This is a genomic window from Priestia sp. TRM10 (assembly GCF_057808375.1).
Map to the genome: position 1 here is coordinate 820,395 of NZ_JBJZOT010000013.1, position 20,231 is coordinate 840,625.

Consider the following 20,231-nt stretch of genomic DNA (forward strand, 5'->3'; position numbering starts at 1 on the left):
TTTTAAAGTGTTGCTTTCCATAAAACTGTGTTTTAATAGACAAGAAGACTTCCAAATTCAAAATTAAGTTGTAAGGAGGAGAGATGGTGAGACATCTAAAGAAGATTATTCCTCTTTCTATGGGGCTAAGTTTGTTCGCAAGTCCTCTAGGAGCGGATAATACAGTAAGCGCTGCAAGTACAGATACAAATGCTGATATTATGCAGCTTCAGCGTAAACTTAGTTTACTTGGCTACTTTAATACAACACCAACGGGATACAATGGAGAGATTACGAGAAACGCTGTAAGTAATTTTCAACGAGACTTTGGACTTGGGATAGATGGAGTTGCAGGTCCATTGACATTTCAAAAGTTAGAAGACGTAGAAAAAATAGCGCATGTTGTATATGGTGAGGCACGAGGAGAATCTTTTGAGGGACAAGTTGCTGTTGCAGCTGTAGTGATAAACAGAGTTCATTCTCCAGAGTTTCCAAGCAGTGTCGCATCTGTGATTACCCAACAAAATGCATTTACAGCTGTGAATGATGGACAATATTATCTTTCACCAAATGCAACTGCTTATCAGGCAGTGAAGGCTGCTTACAAGGGATGGGATCCTTCTTATGGAGCGACTTATTATTACAACCCTGTCGATTCAACAAATACGTGGATTTTCTCTAGAAAAGTTATCCGAACAATTGGTAAACACAATTTTGCATACTGAACTTATTGGCTCTTATACATAAGAAACGAATTCCATCGCGGGATTCGTTTTTTTATATAATCAAATGACAAACAACTAAAAGTCCAGAAATCATGCCTACACCAATCAAACGCAACACCCATTTTTGAATGGAGGACGACGATTTCGGAAAAATAAAAAACAGTTGAAAAGCAACTGTCGCAACTATAATAGCAATAGCTGCCCAAAGAAGATGAATCATAAAAATTCCTCCTATTCATGGTGGAAAAACCACCGTATTTTTCTAATACAGAATTCGCACTTATTCGTCATTTTTGGTCCGTCTTTGAAAAAAATTTAAAGACGAACAAAAGTAGAAGAGAAGTCACACCAAAGATGGTGATAAACTTTTGTAAGAAAAACGAAATTATAAAAAGTAGAAAGAGTCGCTAATTAGCTTTTATAATAGAAAAGGTAATAGTCACAATATAACCCCCTTTGTTTTGTGACTCCCATCCCCTGAAATAGAAGATAAGAAGCCTTTCAACTTGAAAGGCTTCTTTTTTTGAAAAAAAAAATCTCCAAGAAAACTTGGAGAGGGCGCAATATCTAATATTTTTTAGGGGGAAATATCAGATATATCGATGTTCATTATTTTTATACCCGCTATAATGACACTTAAACCTTTTTTTGAAAAATTATTTTAATGACATTCCATCAAAAAGTTTTGTCCATTTTGCTTCATCACGAAGCTTATCCATATCAAAAATAGGATACTGAAGAACGCAAGTATGAGCCAAATTCCACTGTAATTCTGTAAAATCTTCTACCTCTCCATTTATGACTAACAGCACTTTGAAATTTCCCTTCACTAAACTTGAAAGAACGCTTTCAAGTCGTCTTGCGTCTTCATATGTGCCTCCAAGTCTTACAAAGAGAAGATCGTCACTTTTCTCAAGCGTATCTAGGAAACGTTCAGCACGTCGCTTGTATTTGGCATATACTTCATCATATTCTGGCCAAGATGTTGGTGTATTGTTTTTCGCTAAAAAGTCGTGTGCTGAATCAATATTATAAAGGTTGTCACGAATTTTAAGAGTTAGACCGTTTGCAAAATAAGATTCAAACGTTAGATTTTCTTTCTTGAGAAAGTTAGCAAAACGATTTTCTAAAAGCTTGTTCACCTCACTTAATGAAAAGCTAATCATCCAGTCTAGCACCCCTGCAAAAGGGCGTAGATTATGATTACGTAAGTAGATTGCAGGAAAACAATTATGCCCTAAACTAAATGCAGCATCATAAGGTTTTTGAATATCTTTTAAAGTAGCCATGTTTTATAATATGATGAAAAAGAGGAGTGGAAACGGCGCCTGTCCTTATCCTTAGTGCACTTTTCAAAAGAACGAAGAAATTTATAGTGGAGAGGACGCATAGGATTAAAAGAGATGATGAAACTCGAGTGACCCAAGAACCCTGTTCTTTATAGAAGATTCAGATTATAACTTGGTGAAAGAATGGAGAGAAGTTTATGGACAATAAAGATGTTGTACGAAGACAGTTTGGGGAAAATGCTGAACAATATATTAAAAGTCCAACACATGCAAAAGGGCAAGATTTAAACGAAGTGGAACAAATTATAAAAAGACAAGACTGTTCTTACCTTCTTGATATTGCAACAGGGGGAGGACATGTTGTGAATAAACTCGCCCCTCTTTTTAAAAAAGTAGTAGCTCTTGATCTTACAGAAGAAATGCTTCAAAAAGCAGAATCATTTTTAAATAAAAATGGACATAGAAATGTTTCGTTTGTTTGTGGAGATGCTGAGAACCTTCCTTTTGAAGATAGCACGTTCACTGCTGTTACTTGTCGTATTGCACCACACCATTTTTCCAATGTTGAAGCTTTTATTTCTGAAGTACAGCGAGTGCTTACTCCAGGAGGGGTGTTTGTCCTTATTGATAATGTGGCACCTGAGCAAGAAGCGTATGATAAGTTTTATAATAACATTGAAAAATTTCGTGATCCGAGCCATGTTCGAGCTTATAAAAAGAGTGAGTGGGTTTCTCTTATTGAGAAAAATGGGCTAAAAATAGAAAGCGCTACTCTTTTTCCGAAAGAGTTTCAGTTTTATACATGGTGCAACATGATGAAGCTAGCGCCTGAAAAGGTGAAAGAATTAGAAGACGAAATGAAGAATGCTTCCGCGGATATCAAACGCTATTTCTCTATTGTGATAGAACAGGAGAAGCTTCATTCATTTAAAGGAGAAGCCCTCTTATTAACGGCTACTAAAAAAACGAACTAGATTTCTAGTTCGTTTTTTTAGTAGGCAAGTACGAAAGCCATTTCCACAAAGATTCAAAAGGTCCTCTAGGAAAGAATCTAAGCCAGATATTAGAGAAAAGAGCGAGGAGGCATGAAATGATAAGGAGAACTGAAACGGTAAGAAAAGCGTTATCTCTACCACCCAAACCAAGTCCCCATCCATAAAATATATAAGAGGAAAGTATATTTTGTAAAATGTAGCAGCTTAAAGCAGTTCGCCCGATCTCGGAAAGTCTTTTGAAGAAAAAACGGTTTTTCTTTCTTTCATATAACATGATTATAAGGCTAATATAGCCTAACGAAAGAAGTGGAGCAAATAAATAGCGCACAGGAAACATAAAAAGCTCGCCTTGCACTATAAGAAGAAAGTTAAGCGGAAGTGCTCCTATTCCAATCTTTAATAGCTTCTTTCTCCATCTTTTTCCACTGCCGTCAAAAGTGAAAACTCCAAGACATAAAAGCTTTCTGCCAAGCAGAAAAAGAAAAACGTTAAGAGGAATAATGAAAATAGACTCAGATCGGTAAATCCAAAAAGAATCAAAACGATACATAATTTGATCAATCCAGCTACCATCTCTATATAAATTTAGATTAACTTCATTAGAAAGGGGCGGAGAAAGTAATGTAAGGAGGAAGACAGAGACTACCATTAAAAAGTGAAGGCTTCCTGCGCTAATCATTACTCTTTTGAGTGTGCGATCACTTTTTGTGACAACAAATGAGACAATGATCGCTGTTACGGCATAGCTCATTAAAATGTCATATTCCATAACAAGAAGATAATGAACGTAGCCTTCTATTAAAAGTAGAAAACAAGACCAGAGATAAAGTCCAGGCCAGCGTTCACCTCGTTTCAGTGCTCTTTTTCGTTTTAGTTCTAAACCAGCACCGAAAAGGAGTGTAAGCATCCCAAGAAACTTTCCGTTTACAAGGAAGAGCACAAATGCTTGAAGAATGCCGTTTGCTGTCTTCCAAAACTCTTCCTCATTTCCAAAAAGTACGCTCGTATCTCCAAACGAGGAAAAGAGCCAAATATTTGTGCCGAGCGTTCCAATAATGGCTAACCCACGCAGTATATCAAGTGATTCTAATCGCTTCATTGAGATATCCTCTTCGAACGAGGTTTTTGACGTGGCCAAACGGTGTAGCTAAAGCTAATAAAGAAATCAATGAGCAGGATGATTACCCAATATTTTAGGAGAGAAGCAAGCCCAGCTGTTTGACTGTTATTTCCTATAAAAAAGATGAGGGAAAGGATAAAAAGAGAGCTAACGAGAAATGAAGCAGCATGTTTGTAAAAACCATGTCTTTCAAATGAAGCATGCTCTTTTCCATAAAGGCGTCTCTTTTCAGGTTTTTGTTTTTTCATAAATCGATAAGAAAACTGTTTATCAGCCCACTGAATCATACTATGACCATAAATAAGACTTACGCCAATGTAAACGGCTGCTAATCCATGTAGAGAAGTAGCGATAGCACCATTTTTTAAATCAATGTAAGTGAAAATAAGTAATAAAAGGTCAATAAGCGGTGTACAGGAAAGAACGATAATACTTAGCTTTTTTTTCTTCCATTTATATCTTAGGAAAAGACCTCCTAAGATAAATATCCAAAAGCTAATCTCACATAAGACAATGAAAAATCCAATCATATACCTGTCTCCCTTTTTTAATACAGTTGTGTTAAAAACAATATAGCACATGTGTATTAAAAAAGTAAATATGTTATAATAAAGTTATGCCAAAAATCGTCGATCATCAAAAACAACGTGAAAAAATCGCAGCCGCAGCATGGGAAGTAATCCGAACAAAAGGAATGGATCAAGCTTCGATTCGCAACATTGCGAAACAGTCTGGCTTTTCTGTTGGTTCTATTCGTCATTATTTTCCTTCTCAAGCTAGTTTGCTGACATTTGCAATGAACTTAGTATCAGAGCGGGTGAATGAACGCATTCACTCTATGTCTTTTGAAGGAGAACCTTTTAAAGTAATGAAAGAATTTCTCCTGCAGTTTCTACCAACTACAAAAGAAAAAGAAGTCGAAATGGAGGTATGGATGGCCTTTATTATTAAATCTTTGTCAGACGATTCGTTGAAAGAAGCGGGTGACGAAGTGTATAAAGGAATCAAGTTTGGAGCAGCAAGTGTTATTGATGCTCTAAAAAAACTAAAACTGTTAAGGGACAACCTTGATGAAGAATATGAAGTTGAGCGACTTTTTGCTCTTCTTGATGGACTTGCTCTTCATGCCGTCTTACAGAAAACGGAATTTTCAACAGAGAAGCTTGAGAGAATTATTGAGCAGCATTTAAAGTCTCTCTGTAAATAACAGAAGCCCTAAATCTCTAGGGCTTTTTTGATGTTTAAATTAAGAAGAATTAGTATTTCTGCTTCAGTAGGGAAGGCTATTTCATAAATACATTGATTTGGAGAGATGGAAAATGAAAAAATGGCTTTTCTTACTTGTGTTTGTTTTCTCAACTTTAACTTTACAAGCATGTGCTCCTAGTAAAGGAGATCCTTCTACATCAAACCGGAAAGAAGAAAATGAACAAAAAGACGGAAAAGGGGAAGAATCAAAACAGGAAAAAGAAAACGAGAAGAAAGAGGAAAAAGAAAAGGAAAAAGAGGGAGAAGATGAGAAAGAGAACAAAGAATTAAATATGGACGATTACCAAGGTGACAGTGATGATAGTGACGAGAAGAAAAAGAAAAAAGATGATGATTAATCGTGTACTTTACTCTAGGCGTTCTTCTTCTTTTTGATTACAATAAAGAGAGCTGAAAAAGAAAGAAGGGTACATATGCTATTTTCATTTTCTTATATTGACCACGTTCAACTTACAGGGCCAAAAGGGTGTGAAGAAAAAGCAAGGCGCTTTTACAATGGAGTTTTAGGTTTGAAGGAAATTCCAAAGCCGTCAAGTGTTAAAAGTAGTGGGGGATGCTGGTTTGTGATAGGAACACAGGAAATTCATATTGGCATTGAAGATCCGTTTATACCGCCAGTTAAAGCTCATCCTGCGTTCGTTATTCAAAACATAGAAGAGTTAAGAAATCATCTCAAGGAGCAGGCAATTGAAATAAAGGAAGATCGTCCAATTCCAGGAAGAACGCGTTTTTTCGTTCGCGATCCTTTCGGTAACCGCCTTGAATTTCTAGAATATAAGCGCAGGAGGTTTCCTGCGCTTATATTCTAAAGCGGTAATGAAAAAGTAATATAGTCTAGAACTAAAGCTTGTTCTTTTTCATCACCTGAAACATGCTGTTTTTTAACGGCTGCTGAAAGAACATCTCCAACTGTTTCATATTCTTCAAAGTATTCTTCAACTGTTTTGACAAAAGAATCTTGATCAAAAGCAGAACTTAACGCGTCTGGCAACTGTTTTACAGTATTGCCGACCGCTTCTAGCAGTTCTTTTTTATCAACAGCGAGCTTTGTTGCTGGCTGTATTGTTCCATGACTTTCTCTGTGCTCAAGTGGTGTTTGTTTTTTTGCATTGATGATGTTTTGTTGCTCATCTGTAAATGAAAGATGTGAAATGCCTTCATTAAGCTGTTGTTCTTGTTCATTTGTTAGTTCAGTTGTAGCCATGATATCTCTCCTTCATTTTCAGCGTTACATAAAAAATACCACAATCAGAAAAAACTAAACGTCCTACGCTTAGAAAGAATGTATAATCATATAAATAACAATTCCCCAAATGATAAGTGCGGCACTTTTATTTAACAGGTAGACAACTTTTCCAGAGGAATCAATAGTTTGGACAAAACGACCTGCAACAGCCAGAAAGAAAAACCATACCCATGAAACTAAAATAGTAGCAAGCGTAAACCAGATTTTAGTTTCTCCGCTATAAAGAAGCGAGTTAGAACCAATAACTCCAACTGTATCTAAAAGGGCATGAGGATTAAGAAGAGAAACGGAAAGGGCAAAGCTTATCTGTTTTTTTGAAGATAAAGCTTCTGTTTTTTCGTTCTCTTGCTGCTTTGTTTGCCAAATTGTCCATCCCATATAAGTTAAAAAGATAATTCCACCGCTATAAAGCACAGTTTTTAAAAAAGGGACTTGCAATAACAAGATAGAAAGGCCCAAAACAGAAGTTAAAATAAGGACTGTATCACATACTGAAGCAGTAATGACAGAAGGGAAAGCTTTTTTTAAAGAGGGTTGACTTCCTCCTTGATTAAAAATAAATACATTTTGAACTCCAAGTGGCAAAATAAGCCCTAAAGCTAAAAAAACTCCATGAATAAATGCTTCAATCATCATTTTCTCACCTTTTCTTTATATTCTTTCTTTAGAATAGTAAAAGAAAAAGCTCTTGTCCCCATCCATTTAAGAGGGCATTAACCCAACCAAATGCTAAAATAAAGAAAGGAGGTGGTGAATTTTTGGATTGGAAGCCAAATCGTTATGAAGAAAAACCACTATATAAGCAAATTACAGACTATATGAAAGAGAAAATTGAAAGAGGAGAATGGGGATATGATACAAAAATCCCTTCACAGCGCGATCTTGCCTCTCGGTTTAATGTGAATAGGAGTACAATTGTCTCAGCTCTTCAAAATCTAATAGCGGAAGGATATGTCGAAGGAGAGCATGGGGGAGGAACAAAGGTCACATATGGAAAATGGGAGAAGCAATCACCTTTGCCAAATTGGACCGCCTATATTGAAAAAGGGAGTCACTATCCAAATCAGCCTTTTATTCAGAAGATTAATCAATATGAATTTGAAAAAGATCTGATTCGGTTAGGAACAGGAGAATTAAGCACGGATTTACTTCCGAAAAAGCTTTTTCAACAGTTAATGAGTTCCGCAGATGAAACAGACTTTCATCTCGGCTACTCTGAGCCTAAAGGGGATTTGCAGCTAAGAGAAGCGATTAGCAAACGATTGCGAGAAAAAGGAATTTATACAACACCGTCTTCTATTTTAATCGTTTCAGGAGCCCTTCAAGCTATCCAACTTCTGTCACTTAGCTTATTAGAAAGATCAGCCCGTATTTTAGTAGAACGTCCTTCTTATTTATATTCAGTAAATGCGCTTCAGTCTGCTGGAATCAAATTAATTGGAATAGAAAGAAGCATGAATAAACCTCTATCAATTGAAAAAGTGGAACAGTTAAAAAATCGTTTTGATCTTTCCTTGTTTTATGTGAACCCAACGTTTCATAATCCAACAGGAGCTTTAATGGGTGAACCCGAAAGAAAAGCACTTGTTGAAAACTGCATTCGCATGGGGCTTCCTATAATTGAAGATTCAGCATATGAAGATTTATGGATTGATGAAAAGCCTCCTCTTCCGCTTAAGAGCTATGATAAAAGTGGACAAGTTCTTTATTTAGGAACGATGTCCAAGTTAGTAAGTCCAGGGCTAAGGATAGGATGGGTTGTTGGACAAGAGGGAGTTATTGAACGCTTAGCAGATACAAAGATGCAAACAGACTATGGATCAAGTACAGTTTCACAATATGTTGCTAGAAGGTGGATGTTAAGTGAACAATATGAAGAACATAGCACATATGTACGACAGATGTTAAAAAGGAGAAGGGATTTTATGCAATTTCTTCTAGAATGCTATTTTTCACATCTTGCTACATGGACCATACCAAAAGGCGGATTTTATATATGGATTGTGTTTCACTTTCGTTTGAACTTTGATAAGTTATTTAAAAAAGGAGTCGAAAAAGGCATTTTAATTGCCCCTGGACATATATACGACAGATTAGATCGGACATCGCTGCGTCTTTCATATTCTTATGCTTCACTAGAAGAAATGGAGAAGGGACTTAGAATACTAGCAGAGCTTATTGAAAAAGAAGCGTTGATCCAGAAAAATGAAAATAAGCTGTAATGCAGCGAGAACATAAAAATAAATTTTATCGATGAAGACGTTTACGTATAAGTATTGGGAGGGAAAGAAAATGAAAAGACGTTATCCAATCGGAACATTTGTTAAGCCAAGTGCGTTCACTCGAGAAGATAAGAAATCTTACATAGATGAAATAAAGAACTTGCCAGAAAGACTAACAAAAGCTGTTGAATCTCTTGAAGAAAGAGCACTTGATAAAGCATATCGTGATGGTGGTTGGACGATTCGCCAAGTTGTGCATCATGTGGTAGACAGTCACATGAACAGTTTTATTCGATTTAAGCTAGCGTTAACAGAAGAAAATCCGATAATTCGCCCGTATGATGAAGGAAAGTGGGCGGAACTTTCAGATTATAAAGCAGACGTGCATGAATCTTTGCTTCTTCTACAAGCTCTTCATAGACGCTGGGTAACCCTTCTAGAAAGGATGACTGAAGAAGATTTCGGACGAACGTTTAGACATCCTGAAACAGAAGAAACGCTAACATTATACGAAGCTCTTGCTCTATATGCATGGCATGGAAATCACCACCTTGCACACGTAAATATAGTTGGAGAGAAATAAGAGTGTAAAATAAGATCGAAAAAGTAGAATGTAATTAAAAATTGATGAGTTGTGAGGTGGCTTTCATGATTAACGAAAACGTTCTTTTGGTGTCCAAGACATCTTCTGATTCTTTTAGGTCTGTTAGTGAGGCAATCGCCAATGCAGACAATGGAACCAAAATTATCATTGAACCTGGTATATATTATGAAAATGTCCCTCTTAAGATTGACAAAGAAATCTCCCTTGTCGGACATGGACATCCCTCTGAAGTAATTGTTTGTAATATTTTAACGCCAGTTGCGTCTGTCTATGCGAAAGAAGCAAAAATCCAAAATATAACCTTTTACCGCGGTACAGAAAAGAAACAAAGCGATTTTGGAGTTGTGGTCTTAGCTGGAGAGAGTGTTTTTGAAAATTGTCACTTCATATCTGAAACGGCTTATGGTATAAAGGTTGCTGGAATAGAAGCAAACCCATTTTTTAAAAACTGTCAGCTTTATTTCTGTAATGGAGTTGGAGCACATCTGACAAGCAATGCAAAGAGTCGATTTGAGAATTGTTCTATTTATCACAATAAGGGTTCAAATGTTGTTGCAGATAATGGGGCACATCCTTCTTTTGAAAACTGCCGTATTTGGGGAAGCAAGCAAACCGGTGTGTATGCGAGTGGAGAAAGCATTGTATCTATTCGCTCCTCTAAAATTTTTCAGAATGAGAATACAAATCTTGTTGTAACAGATGAAGCTAGAGGGGATATTTATTCATCTAAAATTTTTGAAGGAAAAACCCGGGGAATTGTCGTAGAAAACAACGGTCATGTTTGGATTGAGCACAGTGATATTTACGAACATCTTCATTCTAATGTTGCGGTTCTCTCAGATAGTACTTTTCGCGCCACTCGCTGCCGTATTCATCATAGCGTATACGAAGGGATTTTTATTACACAGCGAGGTGAAGCCTTTTTAAAAGAATCCTCTGTTTATAGCAATAAAGGTCATAATATTTCTGTTTCGGAGAAGGGCCATATAAGTATGAGTGATTCGCAAGTTTATGATAGTAAACAAAACGGACTTCTCCTTGAAAAAAACGGAGAAGGCACGCTTGAGAGATGTGATATTCATCATAATCACTATGCAAATATTAAAATAAGAGAAAAAGGAAGCATAACAGCAAGCGAATGCTCTGTTTACAATAGTGAACAAAATGGTCTTTGGATTAAGGAAGAAAGCTCGGCTTTTTTCTATCGTTGTCGCTTATTTAAAAACGGTTATTCAAATATTCATTCAAGGTTGAACAGCCATGTTACGCTTTCCCATTCTGAAAGTTATGAAAGTCGGGAAAATGGCATATGGGCAACAAGGTCAGCAAATGTCCATTTGAAAAAATGTCATATTTATAAAAATGAAGCTGCAAATGTTCAAGTGGAAAAAAAGTCTGTCGTTACAATAGAAGATTGTCATATTTACGATGGCGAGCAAGAAGGAGTCCTCGTTAACGAAGGGGCGAAAGTACTTGTTTCACACTCGAAAATTTATGCTCATGAATGGGATGGCGTTGTCGTAAGAGAAGGAAGCTACCTTTCAATGGAGCATAGCGCTATCTATGATGGTGCACAACATGGATTGTTTGTTGAAAGGGAAGGAACATGTGAAGTGATTCATTGTGAGATTTATAATCAACAAGGTTCAAATGCAGGGGTTGCAACAAAGGGCTTTTTATCTCTTAAAAAATCTTTTCTTCACAACGCGAACAAATTTGGTATTTTTGCTGTTGATGAAGGAGAAGCAACAGTAAGTCAATGTGAAATTCATCATCACAAAGAAGGCGACTTCCGTGCAACTGAAGAAAGTCATATTTATCGAAACGAAAAAAAACAAGAATAAGAAAAAAGGTGAAAAAGCAAGAAGAGCTCTTTTTCACCTTTTTTAAATGAAAAACCTATTTTACAAGTTGTTTTACAAGTTCTTTGTTTCGTTTTTTAAATATTTCATTATGAGAAGATACCATGGCACTTTTATGAGCGGTTGGTTCAATAAACAATTTTGCTTTGTTAACAGCGTTTGCTGCATCTTGAAATGCTCCAGCAATTAAATGCAGTTTTCCCTCATGATGGAGAATATCTCCAGCAGCATAAAGTCCTTCAATAGAAGATTCGCTGTTTGAAGTTCCTGAAATAAAGTAGTCTTTTGCAATATCAACATTAAGATCGCTATTTTTGAGGAGAGCTTGATCTCGTTCATAGCCATGATTAATGATGACTTCGTCAATGGAAACAGTAGTTATTTCACCTGTTTTATGGTCAGTTAACTCAACGTGTTCAACTGTATCTTGTGTATCTGAAGCAATGAGCTTTGTAATAGATGTATTGAAAAAGCACTGAGCAGAGCTGTTTAGTAGTTGTTTAACTTGTGCTTCATGTCCTGTTAGTGATTCTTTTCGGTATGTAACATACACTTTTTTAGCAATTGGCTCAAGCTCATTTGCCCAGTCCACAGCTGAATTTCCGCCTCCAGAAATAATAACGATTTTATCTTTGAAACGCTGCAGAGACTTTACAGTATAGTTTAAATTTGAAACTTCAAAACGCTCTGCGCCTTGAATGTCTAATTTTTGAGGATTTAAAATACCGCCTCCAACGGCAACGATTACTGTTTTTGAAATATGCTCGTTTCCTGAAGATGCTTTTAGCACAAAAAATCCTTCTTCATTCTTTGAAATAGAAATAATTTTTTCAGACAGCACAACAGTAGGATCAAACGTTAATCCTTGTTCAATAAGTTGCTCAATTAATTTCGCTCCAGGAACAGGAGTAAGTCCACCAATGTCCCAAATCATTTTTTCTGGATAGACATGCACTTTTCCACCTAATACTGGCTGGTATTCAATAATTTTTGTTTTCATTTCGCGAAGTCCGCTATAAAAAGCTGAATAAAGCCCAGCTGGTCCGCCTCCAATAATTGTTACGTCAAAGAGTTCTTTTTCACCCATATGTTGTGCACTCCTTTTAAAAAACCAATAGTATTGATTATCATTATCAATTAAATATTACACCTTTTTTGCTTTTTTTACAATCCTAAATCATATTGACAAGAAAAAAGAACAAGTATAACATTGATAAAGGTTATCAATTAAAAGCGCTTTTTTCTAGTTATTGTCATACATAAAATAAAAAAAGATATGAGAGGATATCATGAATAAGAAAAGGGGACGTATTGCTTTTACATATAAAATGATTGTCTGTATGATCATTTTAATTGGCATATTTATAGCAGGCTGTGTATTTGGAGCAGCAGAAACGACTATTAAAGACGTTTGGCTTGCTTTTACTTCAGATGTAAAAAGTGAGCAAATTACAATGCTTCGTGAAATTAGGTTGCCACGCGAAGTCGCAGCTGTTCTGGTTGGAAGTGCACTTGCTGTGGCAGGAGCGATTATGCAGGGGTTAACGAGAAACCCGCTCGCAGATCCTGGGCTTTTAGGATTAACAGCAGGAGCGAACGCGGCCCTTGCGATAGCCGTTGCTTTTATTCCGGGCGCAAGCTATATGGGAACAATGGTTGCTTGCTTTATTGGAGCTGCTGCCGGGTCTATTATTGTATTTGGAATTGGCTCTGTTAAAGGAGGTCGTTTTTCACCTCTTCGGATTGTTTTAGCAGGTGCTGCGGTTTCTGCTTTCCTGTATGCTGTTGCAGAAGGAGTAAGCCTTTATTTTAAAACATCAAAAGATGTCTCAATGTGGACTTCAGGAGGAATGATTGGAACAACGTGGACACAGATAAAATTCATGGCTCCCGTTGTGATAATCGGTATTCTTCTTTCTCTTCTTCTATCTAAACAGCTTACGATTTTAAGCCTTAGTGAAGAGGTAGCTGTTGGGTTAGGGCAAAAGATTGGGCTTATTAAAGCCGTTCTTTTTATCGTCATTATTTTATTAGCAGGTGCAGCTGTATCACTAGTAGGGAACATGGTGTTCATTGGCCTTATGGTTCCTCACATCGTTCGAACGATTGTTGGGACAGATTACAGGTTTATTTTGCCAATATCAGCTGTTGTGGGAGCTGCTTTCCTTGTCCTTGCCGATTTGATTGGGCGGACGATTAGTGCTCCTTATGAAACGCCTGTAACTGCTGTTGTAACTGTAATAGGATTACCCTTCTTTCTATTTATTGTTCATAAAGGAGGAGGGAAGTACTTATGATTTCACCATCTTTGCAAAAAAAGCAGCGCCTTTTGTTTAGCTTGTTTGTACTTGTTCTTTTGATTACTATTTTTATTTGTCTTGGTATAGGTTCTTCTTCTCTATCGTACAATCGTCTTCTTCCTGTATTTTTAGGAGATGGAACATTTAAAGAAGAATTTATCTTATTTTCCATTCGACTTCCACGCATTTGCATAACTATTTTAGCAGGAATGGCCCTTGCGTTATCAGGCTCTATTTTACAAACGATTACAAGGAATGATTTAGCGGAACCTGGTATTATTGGTATTAATTCAGGCGCAGGTGTAGCTGTAGCACTTTTCTTTTTATTTTTACCAATTGAAGCTGGCTCATTTATTTATATGCTTCCACTAGCTGCTTTCATCGGAGCGCTTGTAACCGTATTGCTTATTTACTTTTTCTCTTATAATCGTTCGTCTGGCTTACAGCCTGTTCGGCTTGTGCTCGTTGGAGTTGGTTTTTCATTTGCTCTTTCGGGGCTGATGATTGTGCTTATTTCATCTGCAGGACGGGAAAAAGTAGACTTTATTGCTAAATGGATTAACGGTAACATTTGGGGAACAGATTGGCCTTTTGTTTTGGCGCTGCTTCCATGGGTTGTTATTCTTATTCCATTTACAATGTACAAAGCAAACAAACTTGATGTTTTAACATTAAGTGAATCAGTTGCAATAGGAGTAGGACTGAGAATTGAAAAAGAGAGAGTTATTCTGCTGTTAGCTTCTGTAGCACTAGCTGCATCAGCTGTCTCTGTTACAGGGGGAATTTCATTTATTGGCCTCATGGCTCCACATATTGCGAAAACGCTCGTTGGACCAAGAAGTAGAATGTTTATTCCACTTGCAATTGTCTTAGGAGGATGGCTACTTTTTGTAGCCGATACAATTGGTCGAAATATTATCGAGCCAAACGGTCTCCCAGCAGGAATTGTCTCTGCACTGATTGGTGCTCCATATTTTGTTTATTTACTTCTAAAACAAAAAAATAAGTAAAAAAAGGCTTCTGTATATAGCAGAAGTCTTTTTTGTGTATAATTTGTTCCCTATTAATGAACGTTAATAAACAATAGAGGAGGGATAATATGATGGTATATGACTGTATCATTGTAGGTGGGGGAATTGCTGGTCTTCAAGCTGCCATTCAGCTTGGAAGATATCGCTATAAAATTCTTGTTCTTGATACAAGTGAAGGACGTTCAACATTATGCAAAGGATATCATAATTTATTAGGGTGGCCCCAAGGAGTAAGCGGTGAAACGTTAAGGAAGTTAGGTCGAAAACAAGCCTTATCATACGGAGTTGCTTTTGAAGAGGAAAAAGCTGTTTCTGTTGTAAAAAAACAAATCTTTGAAGTACACACAGAGCAAAACACTTTTGGTGGAAAAACACTCCTATTAGCGACAGGGCTTCGCGATCATTTTCCTCTTATTTCTTCTTTAAAAGCTTGCCTAGGAAAAAGCATATATGTTTGTCCAGATTGTGATGGGTACGAAATTATTGGGAAAAAAACAGCCGTATTAGGGGCTGGAAAGGTTGGAGCTTCCCTCTCATTAGAACTTGCATACTTTGATCAACCCATTACATATATTAATCATGGTGAAGAACTTGATCTAGAAATGCAAAAAACTCTTCATGAACATAACATTTCCATTCTCTCTGGTAGTGTAGCATCTATTGAAGAAGAAAATGGGATAATCAAATCAGCTCTTTTAAAGTCAGGAGAGAAAATAGAAATGGAACGCGCTTTTTTAGCTTTTGGTGGAAATAAGATTCATAATGAGCTCGCCCTTATGCTGGGAGTTGAACATGAAAAAAAGGGACATGTTATTGTTGATCCACGCACGAAAGAAACCAATATAGAAAACGTGTGGGCAATTGGGGATTTAGTTGCTCATTCTCAGCAGGTAGCTATTGCTTTAGGAGACGGAGTGCAGGCGGCTATTTGGATTCATAAACGATTAAAAAAACAGAACATCTAATCAAAAACCGTACTCTTCAGAAGGCGAAAAGTACGGTTTTATTATTAGAATAATTTTACATTTCTTTTTTGTCTGATAAGCTCCCAGTATGTTCGTTCCCCGCTATTACTAGTGTTATAGAATCCGCATTTTTCAAGCACTCTTGCTGATGCTTTATTTTCTATCACACACTCAGCAACTATTTTATGTATATGTTCATGTGAAAAGAGCCATGAAATAAATGCTTTTACAACCTCACTTCCATACCCGTATCCTCTGTAGTCTGTCACAACTCCGTACCCAATCTCAACATGACCTTTTTGCCCAGGATACTCGTAACAGCTTATTTGGCCAACAAGCAGCCTTTGTTTCTTGTGTACAATGAATCTATTCCACTGTTGTTTAAAAGGGTGATTAAGCACATCTAGCGCAATGATAGGAAGGATAAGAGAGTAGTTTGCATTTGGCCACTGAGGAGAGATAGCGTAAGGGAAAAGTCTTTCTAAATGTGAACGACCTTTCAAAACTGCTTGGGCATACGAACTTTTAAATGAGACGAGCTGCAAGCGCTCTGTTTCAATCATAATATTTCCTCCAGCTTGTTCATTCGCGAAATAACGAGAACTAACAGAACAAAAAACATTAAGACCTTTTCTAAATATAAGGGAGAAGGTAAATGAAAACAATTTTAGATGTTCTAAGAAGAAAAAGAGGGATGAAAAACGTCCCTCTAGTGGTAAGTTGATCCGCCTAATTTTTGTTCAGCCATTTGAACTAAGCGTTTTGTAATTTCTCCACCAACTGAACCGTTAGCGCGAGAAGTAGTGTCAGCACCTAGTGTTACACCAAATTCAGAAGCAATTTCATGCTTCATTTGTTCAATAGCAAGTCTTGCTTCATCACGAAGTAAATCATTTGAACGATTGTTAGCCATAAAGGTCACCTCCTTTTTTATATAATTTCACCATTTTTTAGAAATATGTATAAAAGAAGATTTTTTTTTTAGATTATAATAAATCTCAATGTAGGATAGGAGATTTACCGTTATAATGAAAGAAAAAAAGAGAGGGGAAACATATGAATATTAAAGGAATTCATCACGCAGCCATTATTTGCTCAGACTATGAAAAATCTAAAGATTTTTATACGAATGTGTTAGGATGTAAAATGATTCATGAGAGCTACCGCGAGGAGAGAGATTCTTTTAAATTAGACTTAGAAATAGGAGGAAAGGATAGAATTGAACTGTTCTCTTTTCAGAATGCGCCAGAGCGTCCAAACTATCCTGAGGCAAGAGGGTTACGTCATCTTGCTTTTGAAGTAGAAAATTTACAAACATGTATAAAACATTTAAACAAACATGGCGTTCAAACGGAACCTGTAAGAGTAGATGAAATTACAAATAAGCGATTTACTTTTTTCAAAGATCCAGATGGATTACCGCTTGAGCTTTATGAAGAAGTTTTATAGATAGTAAAGATCTTCTTCACTTAGCACGGTAATGCCCGCTTTTCTTAATAGAGCGCTTGTTACACCTTCTCCTTGTATTCTCTCGCCGGAGAACGTTCCGTTGTATATAGATTTGCTTCCACATGACGGACTAAACTGTTTTAAGACAACATGAGTTACCTGGAGTTTTAAGGCTATTTCTAGTATTTTATAAGCACCTTTTACATAGAGATCTGTCACATCTCTTCCTGACTTTTCAATAACTTTTGCGTCTCCAGCCAAAACGTCTTTACCAGTTCCACCAACAATTTCTGCAGATTGTCGGGGTGTGGAAAATCCACCTAGGAGTTCAGGACAGACGGTAACTGCTTTTTTTTCTTCTACTAAAGAACGTATTTTCTCTTTTAAACGATGAGTGCCGTCATACCGGCACTCTATACCTGCTAAACATGAACTAACTAAAATCAAGAACAACACCTGCACTTTCTCCTCTGGTAGTCAAAGTATAAAATGAGATGGAAAAAACAAGAGGATTTCCAAAAAAGTTGGAAGGTATAGCGAAAAATAAGAAAGGATAAAAGAGGACGTATAGGTAACAGTTAAAATTCATTATACAGAAGCTTCAGCATAGATTTCGTGTGATAAGGTCATATAAAGATCTTCAAGTTCTTTATGATATTGACGAGTATGATGCATTGTATCCTCAACTGCAAATGAATCCAAAAACTCATGATCAAACATTTCAAATTTTTGAATAAACGCTTCAAGCAACCTTTTATTCTTTTCAGAAAGGAAGTAATAATATGTATCTTCTATTGTTTCCTTAAGTCGATATGCTCTACTTAATAGTTCGAGAGCAACTTGTCTGCTTGAAATAGATACAGCGGATGGATAGAGATGATTATACGAAATTTTCAAGTAGTATAAAGCATCTGCAGAGAGAGACATAAGCTTAGCGAGCTTGTTACGCAACGCTTTCACTTTACAATCTTTCACTTCGCCATTTTCTGTCAACTAAGATTCCTCCTTATAAATATTTCTTCCCTTATCTCATTCGACACGGCGTCTAAAAACCCTTTTAATATTCAGAAGATTGTGCAGTGTTTAATTAGGAAAAGAGTGGAAAAAAAGAATGGTACTAAAAAAACTTTTATGGTACCATTGGTTTTAGGAGGTGGGAAATATGGAAAATAGAATAATGGAGGAAGCAACAAAACTTTTAAAATTAAAAGGAGTAAAATTTACAATGAATGAGCTTGCTGCTGAACTATCTGTAAGCAAGCGAACGTTATATGAACATTTTCCTTCTAAAAACCATCTTATCAATAAGATTGTGGACTGCTTTTTAGCGGAAATAAAAGTAAAGGAGGAGAAAATAGCGTTAGATACAACACTCCCTCTTATAGAGAAAATCAAACTGTTACTTGTTTGCGTTCCAGCAGAAGGGGAAGCAATGGATGCAAGACTCCTTCTTGAACTAAAAAGGTATCACTATGATCAATGGGAAAAAGTCCAGCTATTTTTAAAAGAAGAGTGGAACATCATAACACATTTATTAGAACAAGCAAAAGATGAAGGAATTCTTAAGGACATATCGATTCCGCTTTTTATTGAAATGTACATTGGAGCTTTTAATAATGCTTATACTTCCTTGCACGAACATAATCTTACGCTAGGGGAGCTTCTTCAACAGATTGTGGAGATTTTAATGACCGGAATTAAAGCTTAGGAGGAGAGAATGTTGCATTGGATATATTTAAGTATAGCGATTATTTTGGAGCTCGCAGGAACTGTAACAATGAAACGAACAAATGGGTTAGAGAAATGGGGGCTTAGCCTCCTTATGCTCATATTTTATGGAGGAAGTCTTACTTTTTTAACACTTGCCTTAAAAAACATAGAAATCTCAATTGCTTATGCTATTTGGTCTGGAATGGGGATTGTCCTTATTACAGGGGTCGGCTTTCTATATTTTAAAGAAGAAATAAGCATAGTAAAAATTATCGCTATTCTTTTTATTTTGATTGGAGTCATAACGCTAAATATCACATCAAGCGATCATGAAGCTTATAAAGATGAGAAAGTTGTGGAAAACAGATGAGATCTCTTCCTTATTTTTTTCTCGTTACAGATATCGGTTTTGTTCTTTATTGGTTGCTCACGTTTTTTAATTTGATTCCTCTTCATTATGCATTCAAAGATTACGAAAATCCCATTCTTGTAGCATGGAATTGGTCGTTCTTTCCACTAGATATCCTTATTTCAATTACGGGGTTTATAAGTTTAGCTCTATATAAAAGAAACAATAGGAAATGGGAAGCTTTTGCTTTTTGTTCTCTTCTTCTTACTTTTTGTGCAGGACTTATGGCACTTAGCTTTTGGAGTGTAAGAAAAGACTTTGACATCATGTGGTGGGGAGTGAATTTGTTTTTGCTCATTTATCCATGTTTCTTCCTCAAAAGCATGTTCATTTTAAGGGGAAGAAGTTAAAATTCCCGCTTTTGAATGTCTTGAAAAGTTAGAGGACCACCGTGGCCAACATAGATTTTACTTGGTTTCTCATGAAGCAAACGTTGAATACTTTTTTGAACAGCATCCATATTATGAGCAAAGTAATGGTGTCTTGGTTTATGAGGAAAAAAAAGGCCACCAATGTGTCCACCCATTAAAAGATCCCCTATAATCATTTCCTTATTTTTTAAAATAACAGAGAGGGAACCGTCTGTATGACCAGGAGTATGAACAACTTTTCCATTTACACCAAAAGGTTTAAGTGAAAGCATAGTATCTATCATAATATCAGGCGATGTTCCTTTAATTTTACCGTGCAAAAATGGTTTGATAAGGGCTCCCCGTTTTCGGGTCAGCTTTAAATAGGAGTCTTGTCCTTTTTCTAAGGCGCCTACATCTTTTCTGTGAATGGCTACGGGCACATTAAATACGCTCTTTATCTCATTGATATTACCAAAATGATCAAGATGACCATGTGTTAAAAGAATAAGGGATACGCTGTTTTTTGTTACGCCAAGTTTGTAGAGAGATTGAAGTAAAGAAGTGCTTTTCTTAGGGGCCCCTGTATCAACGATAATTGTTTTTTCTTCTTGAATGACGAACACGTTTGCTCGCCCAACTTTTAATGAATGAATCATCTTTACGCTCCTTTTTAAATGTATTAAAAAATGTGAAGTCAAATAGC

At 36.5% G+C, this 20,231-nt stretch carries 27 protein-coding genes; 15 read left to right on the forward strand and 12 right to left on the reverse strand.

All coding sequences use genetic code 11. The features are described from left to right. The first annotated feature begins 86 nt into the window (after window positions 1-86). A complete protein-coding gene (locus ACK3CR_RS15325; protein ID WP_243511760.1) occupies window positions 87-704 on the forward strand; it encodes a cell wall hydrolase in 618 nt (205 codons plus the stop codon). Between the two features lie 52 nt (window positions 705-756). Here ACK3CR_RS15325 and ACK3CR_RS15330 read toward each other — a convergent pair whose 3' ends face one another. Beyond that, window positions 757-924, reverse strand: coding sequence for a hypothetical protein (locus ACK3CR_RS15330; protein WP_243511745.1), 168 nt, complete (start codon window positions 922-924; stop codon window positions 757-759). Window positions 925-1,360: 436 nt separating this feature from the next. Further along, window positions 1,361-1,993 (reverse strand): DUF1796 family putative cysteine peptidase, encoded by a 633-nt coding sequence (locus tag ACK3CR_RS15335; RefSeq protein WP_243511741.1) that lies wholly within the window; start codon window positions 1,991-1,993, stop codon window positions 1,361-1,363. A 197-nt stretch (window positions 1,994-2,190) separates the two neighbouring features. Between ACK3CR_RS15335 and ACK3CR_RS15340 the strand changes: the two genes are divergently transcribed. Then, on the forward strand, window positions 2,191-2,967 hold the full coding sequence (locus tag ACK3CR_RS15340) for a class I SAM-dependent methyltransferase (protein ID WP_243511727.1): 777 nt from the start codon (window positions 2,191-2,193) through the stop codon (window positions 2,965-2,967). Window positions 2,968-2,971: 4 nt separating this feature from the next. On the opposite strand, the gene ACK3CR_RS15345 is transcribed toward ACK3CR_RS15340, so the two are convergent. After that, window positions 2,972-4,087 (reverse strand): DUF418 domain-containing protein, encoded by a 1,116-nt coding sequence (locus ACK3CR_RS15345; RefSeq protein WP_243511710.1) that lies wholly within the window; start codon window positions 4,085-4,087, stop codon window positions 2,972-2,974. Then, on the reverse strand, window positions 4,084-4,638 hold the full coding sequence (locus ACK3CR_RS15350; RefSeq protein ID WP_328124877.1) for a hypothetical protein: 555 nt from the start codon (window positions 4,636-4,638) through the stop codon (window positions 4,084-4,086). Before ACK3CR_RS15350 ends, ACK3CR_RS15345 begins: the two co-directional genes overlap by 4 nt. 86 nt (window positions 4,639-4,724) lie before the next feature. On the opposite strand from ACK3CR_RS15350, the gene ACK3CR_RS15355 reads away from it, so the two are divergent. The 3 genes from ACK3CR_RS15355 (at window position 4,725) to ACK3CR_RS15365 (ending at window position 6,186) form a co-directional block, all read left to right on the forward strand. Beyond that, on the forward strand, window positions 4,725-5,315 hold the full coding sequence (locus tag ACK3CR_RS15355; protein WP_243511704.1) for a TetR/AcrR family transcriptional regulator: 591 nt from the start codon (window positions 4,725-4,727) through the stop codon (window positions 5,313-5,315). A gap of 112 nt (window positions 5,316-5,427) precedes the next feature. Further along, complete coding sequence (locus ACK3CR_RS15360; RefSeq protein WP_243511699.1) at window positions 5,428-5,715, forward strand: hypothetical protein; 288 nt, start codon at window positions 5,428-5,430, stop codon at window positions 5,713-5,715. Between the two features lie 75 nt (window positions 5,716-5,790). Further along, on the forward strand, window positions 5,791-6,186 hold the full coding sequence (locus ACK3CR_RS15365) for a VOC family protein (protein ID WP_488975697.1): 396 nt from the start codon (window positions 5,791-5,793) through the stop codon (window positions 6,184-6,186). Here ACK3CR_RS15365 and ACK3CR_RS15370 read toward each other — a convergent pair. Then, window positions 6,183-6,581, reverse strand: a complete 399-nt coding sequence (locus ACK3CR_RS15370) for a hypothetical protein (RefSeq protein WP_488975698.1) — start codon at window positions 6,579-6,581, stop codon at window positions 6,183-6,185. The genes ACK3CR_RS15365 and ACK3CR_RS15370 overlap by 4 nt on opposite strands. 69 nt (window positions 6,582-6,650) lie before the next feature. Then, complete coding sequence (locus ACK3CR_RS15375) at window positions 6,651-7,256, reverse strand: LysE/ArgO family amino acid transporter (RefSeq protein ID WP_243511690.1); 606 nt, start codon at window positions 7,254-7,256, stop codon at window positions 6,651-6,653. 125 nt (window positions 7,257-7,381) lie between these two features. Here ACK3CR_RS15375 and ACK3CR_RS15380 point away from each other — a divergent pair, with 125 nt between their 5' ends. The 3 genes from ACK3CR_RS15380 (at window position 7,382) to ACK3CR_RS15390 (ending at window position 11,293) form a co-directional block, all read left to right on the forward strand. After that, on the forward strand, window positions 7,382-8,845 hold the full coding sequence (locus ACK3CR_RS15380; protein WP_488975699.1) for an aminotransferase-like domain-containing protein: 1,464 nt from the start codon (window positions 7,382-7,384) through the stop codon (window positions 8,843-8,845). A gap of 70 nt (window positions 8,846-8,915) precedes the next feature. After that, complete coding sequence (locus ACK3CR_RS15385) at window positions 8,916-9,428, forward strand: YfiT family bacillithiol transferase (protein ID WP_243511684.1); 513 nt, start codon at window positions 8,916-8,918, stop codon at window positions 9,426-9,428. 65 nt (window positions 9,429-9,493) lie between these two features. Next, window positions 9,494-11,293 carry a right-handed parallel beta-helix repeat-containing protein gene (locus ACK3CR_RS15390; RefSeq protein WP_243511680.1) on the forward strand — a complete coding sequence of 600 codons (1,800 nt, stop codon included), beginning with the start codon at window positions 9,494-9,496 and terminating at the stop codon, window positions 11,291-11,293. A 55-nt stretch (window positions 11,294-11,348) separates the two neighbouring features. Here ACK3CR_RS15390 and ACK3CR_RS15395 read toward each other — a convergent pair whose 3' ends face one another. Continuing rightward, a complete protein-coding gene (locus tag ACK3CR_RS15395; protein WP_243511676.1) occupies window positions 11,349-12,398 on the reverse strand; it encodes an NAD(P)/FAD-dependent oxidoreductase in 1,050 nt (349 codons plus the stop codon). Window positions 12,399-12,600: 202 nt separating this feature from the next. Between ACK3CR_RS15395 and ACK3CR_RS15400 the strand changes: the two genes are divergently transcribed. The 3 genes from ACK3CR_RS15400 to ACK3CR_RS15410 all read left to right on the forward strand — a co-directional run bounded on the left by ACK3CR_RS15400 (window position 12,601) and on the right by ACK3CR_RS15410 (window position 15,607). Then, a complete protein-coding gene (locus ACK3CR_RS15400) occupies window positions 12,601-13,608 on the forward strand; it encodes a FecCD family ABC transporter permease (protein WP_243511674.1) in 1,008 nt (335 codons plus the stop codon). Continuing rightward, entirely contained in the window at window positions 13,605-14,621 is a 1,017-nt protein-coding gene (locus ACK3CR_RS15405) for a FecCD family ABC transporter permease (protein WP_488975700.1), read from the forward strand. The genes ACK3CR_RS15400 and ACK3CR_RS15405 overlap by 4 nt, the downstream gene beginning before the upstream one ends. A gap of 89 nt (window positions 14,622-14,710) precedes the next feature. Then, a complete protein-coding gene (locus ACK3CR_RS15410) occupies window positions 14,711-15,607 on the forward strand; it encodes an NAD(P)/FAD-dependent oxidoreductase (protein WP_243511642.1) in 897 nt (298 codons plus the stop codon). A gap of 44 nt (window positions 15,608-15,651) precedes the next feature. Here ACK3CR_RS15410 and ACK3CR_RS15415 read toward each other — a convergent pair whose 3' ends face one another. Both ACK3CR_RS15415 and ACK3CR_RS15420 read right to left on the reverse strand, forming a co-directional pair. Continuing rightward, window positions 15,652-16,170 (reverse strand): GNAT family N-acetyltransferase, encoded by a 519-nt coding sequence (locus ACK3CR_RS15415; protein ID WP_243511639.1) that lies wholly within the window; start codon window positions 16,168-16,170, stop codon window positions 15,652-15,654. A 146-nt stretch (window positions 16,171-16,316) separates the two neighbouring features. Further along, complete coding sequence (locus ACK3CR_RS15420; protein WP_019395323.1) at window positions 16,317-16,520, reverse strand: alpha/beta-type small acid-soluble spore protein; 204 nt, start codon at window positions 16,518-16,520, stop codon at window positions 16,317-16,319. Window positions 16,521-16,663: 143 nt separating this feature from the next. Between ACK3CR_RS15420 and gloA2 the strand changes: the two genes are divergently transcribed. Further along, entirely contained in the window at window positions 16,664-17,056 is a 393-nt protein-coding gene (gene gloA2, locus ACK3CR_RS15425) for an SMU1112c/YaeR family gloxylase I-like metalloprotein (RefSeq protein ID WP_243511636.1), read from the forward strand. Here the strand turns inward: gloA2 and ACK3CR_RS15430 are convergent. Both ACK3CR_RS15430 and ACK3CR_RS15435 read right to left on the reverse strand, forming a co-directional pair. Continuing rightward, the gene (locus tag ACK3CR_RS15430; protein ID WP_488975798.1) at window positions 17,051-17,503 is read right to left on the reverse strand and encodes a 2-thiouracil desulfurase family protein; all 453 of its coding nucleotides are present in this window, start codon (window positions 17,501-17,503) and stop codon (window positions 17,051-17,053) included. The two genes, gloA2 and ACK3CR_RS15430, sit on opposite strands and share 6 nt — an antisense overlap. Before the next feature lie 141 nt (window positions 17,504-17,644). Then, entirely contained in the window at window positions 17,645-18,049 is a 405-nt protein-coding gene (locus tag ACK3CR_RS15435) for a hypothetical protein (protein ID WP_019395326.1), read from the reverse strand. Window positions 18,050-18,218: 169 nt separating this feature from the next. Here ACK3CR_RS15435 and ACK3CR_RS15440 point away from each other — a divergent pair, with 169 nt between their 5' ends. From ACK3CR_RS15440 to ACK3CR_RS15450, 3 genes are read left to right on the forward strand one after another with little or no spacing between them, the layout of a single operon-like run. After that, the gene (locus ACK3CR_RS15440) at window positions 18,219-18,764 is read left to right on the forward strand and encodes a TetR/AcrR family transcriptional regulator (RefSeq protein WP_243511633.1); all 546 of its coding nucleotides are present in this window, start codon (window positions 18,219-18,221) and stop codon (window positions 18,762-18,764) included. A gap of 12 nt (window positions 18,765-18,776) precedes the next feature. Continuing rightward, a complete protein-coding gene (locus ACK3CR_RS15445; RefSeq protein ID WP_243520890.1) occupies window positions 18,777-19,136 on the forward strand; it encodes a DMT family transporter in 360 nt (119 codons plus the stop codon). Further along, on the forward strand, window positions 19,133-19,525 hold the full coding sequence (locus tag ACK3CR_RS15450) for a YvaD family protein (RefSeq protein ID WP_243511630.1): 393 nt from the start codon (window positions 19,133-19,135) through the stop codon (window positions 19,523-19,525). Before ACK3CR_RS15445 ends, ACK3CR_RS15450 begins: the two co-directional genes overlap by 4 nt. Here ACK3CR_RS15450 and ACK3CR_RS15455 read toward each other — a convergent pair. Beyond that, window positions 19,522-20,184: an MBL fold metallo-hydrolase gene (locus ACK3CR_RS15455; RefSeq protein WP_488975701.1), complete on the reverse strand. Its 663-nt coding sequence runs from the start codon at window positions 20,182-20,184 to the stop codon at window positions 19,522-19,524. The genes ACK3CR_RS15450 and ACK3CR_RS15455 overlap by 4 nt on opposite strands. Window positions 20,185-20,231 lie beyond the last annotated feature (47 nt).